Genomic DNA, 4,825 nt, shown 5'->3' on the forward strand with positions numbered 1-4,825 from the left:
AGGTAGAGGTAAGAGCACCAGCCTGAAGCGAGCCGTGTACTGCACCAGCGGCACCAGCCTCACTCTGCATCTCCTCTACTCGTACACGCTCACCGAAGATATTGAGGCGACCCTCAGCACTCCAAGCATCCACGTGCTCCGCCATGGTTGTAGACGGAGTGATAGGATAGATGGCAGCCACTTCGCTAAACATATAGGCAATATGTGCAGCGGCTTGGTTACCATCACAGGTAATAAATTTCTTTTCTTTAGCCATGTTACTGTCCTTTAATATGGTTGTAAATAATATTGTTTTTATCTTATTAATATAGCAGTCCAAACATCCAGATAGGCACTCCCGCTATGTCGCCATTCACTTCGTCGCTACAAAGGATATTAAGCGTATTAGATGGCGTGCTTCTTCGACGCACTCCTTTACAGATGAAACGCACTGGTAGCTGTCCGTTAATCAAGAAGTCTACACCCGACTCATCAGCTAGATTCACCTCCAACCCAGCATCTAGTACACTAGCGAGGAAGAGTGTCTTTGCCTCCAAAAGTGGCTGTGGCTCCTCCTCTCTGATCACCCTAAGGATATTGGTATCATTGAGAAAGACCCTATCCGGCTTCTTGGGATACTCCCCACCCTCCTTATATATCAGGCGTATCAGCCGAGCATCGGAGAGATACTTCAGATAGTTCATCACCGTAGCTCTACTGGTATCTATTGCTTCACTGAGAGAAGAAACATTCGTTACTCCATCACGCTGCCCGCTCACTAGGTAAAGCAACTTACGCAACTTTGGTAGATAGGTAGGGGCAATCTGACGGATATAAACCAAGTCTACCTCCAACAGCATATTCATATTCTTCGCAAGGTCCTCCGCGAAAAGAACTGCCTCCTCCCGATGAGGATAGTACCCTTTGCTGATGTATCCATCCAAAGCTAGCCACGGATCTACCTGTCGCCTTACCATCTTCTCAACTGACTGATAATCCGAAAAAATCTGGTCAATAGTCACGGTAGGGAGCGAAAGGTTGTAGTGATTATTGAGATACTCACGATAAGAGAACCCGTGAAGGTCACAAATCTTCATTTCCCCCTTGAGCTCTGGATACTCCTCCTCCAGCGTCATCACACTAGATGCGGTGAAGACAATAATCAGCTCAGGTAATTCTTTACGGCATTGCATCAACTCCCCTGCCCAGCCTGGATACTTAAATACTTGATCTAGCAGAAGTATCCGCCCACCTTCGTGGTAAAATCCCTTCGCAAAGTGATAGATTGTATGGCTTGAGAAGTAGAAGTGGTTGAGGTTGACATAAATAGCCCGCTCACCTTTTTGGCTAGTGAGCAGTTGACCCATCTGCATCAATTGGTGCGTCTTACCGATACCGCGTGTACCACGGATACAAATAAGTGGCAACTTTTCGGCAGAGGCAAGGCAGTGTAAAGTGCAATCACGGCTCGAAGCACAGCCCTGTAGACCTGCTTCCGACCGCTCCACGCCCTTCAACTCAAGGCACATATCTCCACTCAGAATGCTATTCATCCGACATAGTATTTATTTCCCACTGCAAAGATACCTCTAAATACTGAATTTGACAACTACAGATTACAGAAAAAGGTATTTAATCACGAAAGACAACCAAGTTCCATTAATTATGCCCTTGAACTAGGATGGGACAAAAAAATAGTCGCCATTATATTATTCAGTCAAATAAAAAATGACTAACTTTGACAAAAATACAAAGTAACCCTACAAGATGAATACAATAACTAGCAAACACTCAGCTCTCCTTGAGTACTTTTGCGGTAGCAAGCATAACCAAGAGGAGCTCGCCGAATTGACAGAAAGACTTCAATGTGTCCCTACTAAGGTAGAGAAATTTCGGTCGGGCCAATTTGTCGCGCATCAAGGCGATTCCATTGACTCCCTCGTGCTACTCACCAAGGGAGTAGTACGTATTGAGGTAGTTTCTCCCACAGGAGATCGGCTCTACACCAATGAGCACGAAGCTCCTTTTCCGCTCATTGCCTCACTTCTCTACTCATCAGAGCAGCGATTTGCCAACGATATCATCGCCGTCAAAGACTGCGAGATAGAATACTATGACCGAGAAATTGTTGAGAAGCTTTTGGAAGAGTGCCCCACCTTCCGCAGAGGTTTTCTCACCTTCAGTAGCAACCTTATCTACGGGCTTAGTCAGCAGCTACAGATATTCTCCATCCGCAAGATCAAGGGAAAGCTAGCTTACTTTATCCTACAAAAGATGGAGCCAAGTGGCTACTTCTCGCTCGACATGAGCGTCACTTCACTTGCAAAGTACTTTGGGGTGACCCGCTCGGCTCTCTCAAGAGTTATTTCAGAAGTGGCTAGTGATGGAGCAATCTACTACACCAGAGGGTTTGGCGAAGTACTAGACATAAAGAAACTAAGAGACTCCATCTAACCGCCCCCCAAAAGCTCAGGAAACTACCGCTATCAATGGCTCAATGCTCATTGATAGCGGTATTCCTTATATATAGGCTTTACTTACTGGTCTGACTCCTTCGGCACCACATCTTTGATGGAGAAAGAGGTTCGGTGCACTCGGTGATTGTAGTCCTGTACAATAGCCTGAAGCAGATGCGTATAATGTGCCACAATAGAGTCATTCGGCATCACGTCAGCTCCAGGCCCCGTTTGCAGGCGAGCTACTGGTGCCTCCACCCTCACTTCGCCATAAGGCGTCATTGCCACAGTCACCTCCTTTGCAAATAGTAGGTACTGATTATAGTAAAAGTTGAGCCCTATATGCTCCGCCTTTTCATCAAAAATATTCGCCCCATAGCTTAGTACAGGATTAGTGATCCCAAGCAGATACAAGAGCGTGGGCAGGATATCGGTATGCTGCACCACATACTCATCAACACAGCCTTTTAGTTTCCCTTGAGGATCAAAGAACGCAATCGGTACTGCCGACTTACCTGGCAAGCACTGGTATAGAGGTTCATCGCTCACACTAGTATGGTCGGCGGTCAAGACGAAAAGCGTATTCTGATACCACGGCTCCTCCTTTACCCTTTCAAAGAACTTCTCAAGAGCAAAGTCGGCATACTGCACTGTGCGATGTATCGGCAGACTTCCTTCCTCAAACTTTTCCTCAAACTCATCAGGCAGCACAAAAGGATTGTGATTAGAAAGCGAGAAGTAAAACACTCCAAATGGCTGCTTCAGACTTTCAATATCCTTAGCCATGGCCAAACTAAATGGCAGGTCATGCACCGCCGACCCCGCCATCCCTATTCGGTCATTCGCAGCATCGGTATACTCCTTATCATAGCTCTCAGCCGTATACTGCTTTTCCACCCCCACTCTCTCCAGCATCTCAAAGAAGCCCATCATCCCCTCACGATCACCGTGATAAAACTTCAGGTCATAACCACTCTCCTTTAGCGAACGAGGTAGCCCAGTATCGTAGCTGGTATAGTGCTCAAAGTCCTTCTCCAGCCGACTTCGGTTATTAAAAGTAGCTCCAAAAGTAGGCATAGAGATATAAATAGCAGGGAAAGAATCAATCGACCGCTTCCCCGAGGCAAACCCATACTGGGCGTACAAGGTCTCTGGCAAAAGTCGATCAAGGAATGGAGTGAGACTATGGTCACTTGGAGTCTCTTTATTGAAGAACCCTACAAACTCCATAGCCATGCTCTCCATTTGGATAATCACCACATTTCGCCCACGCATAGAGCCAAAAAGGGTATCACCGTCCGAGAGAGGTGCTGCCTTATAATAAGGAGTAAAGTGGCGAGACAATTCTGCCTCAGAGTAAAAGGAATACTCCTGCCGCTCCGAGCCATCCTTCAAAATCGTCACAGGAGAATTAAGCACAATTGGGAACTGCTTAAAATCACTCATATAGCGAGCGCTCAATGCCATCAGATCACTAAAGCTCTTACCACCCAAATACCAAAAAGGCAGCAACACTATCACCAGAATAAGAGGCAACAATCCATCTCGCCACGAAAGAGTATCCCCTATAGGCTTACGCTCAAAGCGAACCATCCGATACCCAAAGACCCCTAGCAGTATAATCAAAGCAAAGGCTACCGTCAGAGGCCAGTAATCCACAATAAACTCACCATACAGAGAGCCAAAGTTAGCCCCTTCAAACTCACTGAATACATCGCGATTAATCCGCCTATAGACAAACGGATAATAGCCCGCATCAGAGATATTGGCAAAAGTAAAGAGTACGTAAGGCACGAAGTAGGCTGCATGCCGCACCCCTCTATACCAACCATATTCCTCTACCCTACTAGGTAAGAACTGGGCCACTCCCACCATAATATAATAGAGCAGAAACCCATAAGCCACCGCCATCATATCCAAGAGCAAGCCCCCCTGCATCAATCTTAGCAATTGCCCCACCCCTATCTCTGAAAAGAGGCTATAATTATAATAAAAGTAGACCAAGCGACACAGCTGCATCATCAATAATGCAAGAATCGTGTGCCAAAGGAGGACTACCCAGCGTTTATTTGTCGTCCACATTCAATACAAATCCTTATTAATTGGAGAATGCTCTCCCAATAGAGATACCACCTCATGATAGTACTTCTATAAAAAAACATTCCAATAGTCTTCTCTCAAAATTGGCACAAATGTACGAAATAATTCATTTAACGGGACAACACAGACAGTAACGTTCCCAAAAAAGGGCCATAGAATGCTCCCTATTACAGATATTTTTGGTAACATTGCAAATCCATTTATTGGAGAGGTGGCAGAGTGGACGAATGCGGCGGATTCGAAATCCGTTGTAGCACTAGTGCTACCGGGGGTTCGAATCCCTCCCTCTC

The 4,825-nt window shown here is 46.0% G+C and carries 3 protein-coding genes and 1 pseudogene (1 of these 4 cut by a window edge); 1 reads left to right on the forward strand and 3 read right to left on the reverse strand.

Features of this window, described 5'->3' with window-relative positions; all coding sequences use genetic code 11:
- A pseudogene (gene nifJ, locus QVO39_RS00840) lies at positions 1 to 256 on the reverse strand (pyruvate:ferredoxin (flavodoxin) oxidoreductase); it reaches 3,331 nt to the left of the window's first position.
- 46 nt (positions 257 to 302) lie between these two features.
- Positions 303 to 1,532, reverse strand: a complete 1,230-nt coding sequence (locus QVO39_RS00845) for an AAA family ATPase (protein ID WP_021902612.1) — start codon at positions 1,530 to 1,532, stop codon at positions 303 to 305.
- Between the two features lie 214 nt (positions 1,533 to 1,746).
- Here QVO39_RS00845 and QVO39_RS00850 point away from each other — a divergent pair, with 214 nt between their 5' ends.
- Positions 1,747 to 2,433, forward strand: coding sequence for a Crp/Fnr family transcriptional regulator (locus tag QVO39_RS00850; protein WP_021902613.1), 687 nt, complete (start codon positions 1,747 to 1,749; stop codon positions 2,431 to 2,433).
- 83 nt (positions 2,434 to 2,516) lie between these two features.
- On the opposite strand, the gene QVO39_RS00855 is transcribed toward QVO39_RS00850, so the two are convergent.
- Positions 2,517 to 4,517: an LTA synthase family protein gene (locus QVO39_RS00855; protein WP_021902614.1), complete on the reverse strand. Its 2,001-nt coding sequence runs from the start codon at positions 4,515 to 4,517 to the stop codon at positions 2,517 to 2,519.
- Between the last annotated feature and the right edge of the window lie 308 nt (positions 4,518 to 4,825).

It is taken from the genome of Porphyromonas sp. CAG:1061 (genome assembly GCF_000435035.1).
Classification (GTDB): domain Bacteria; phylum Bacteroidota; class Bacteroidia; order Bacteroidales; family Porphyromonadaceae; genus Porphyromonas_A; species Porphyromonas_A somerae.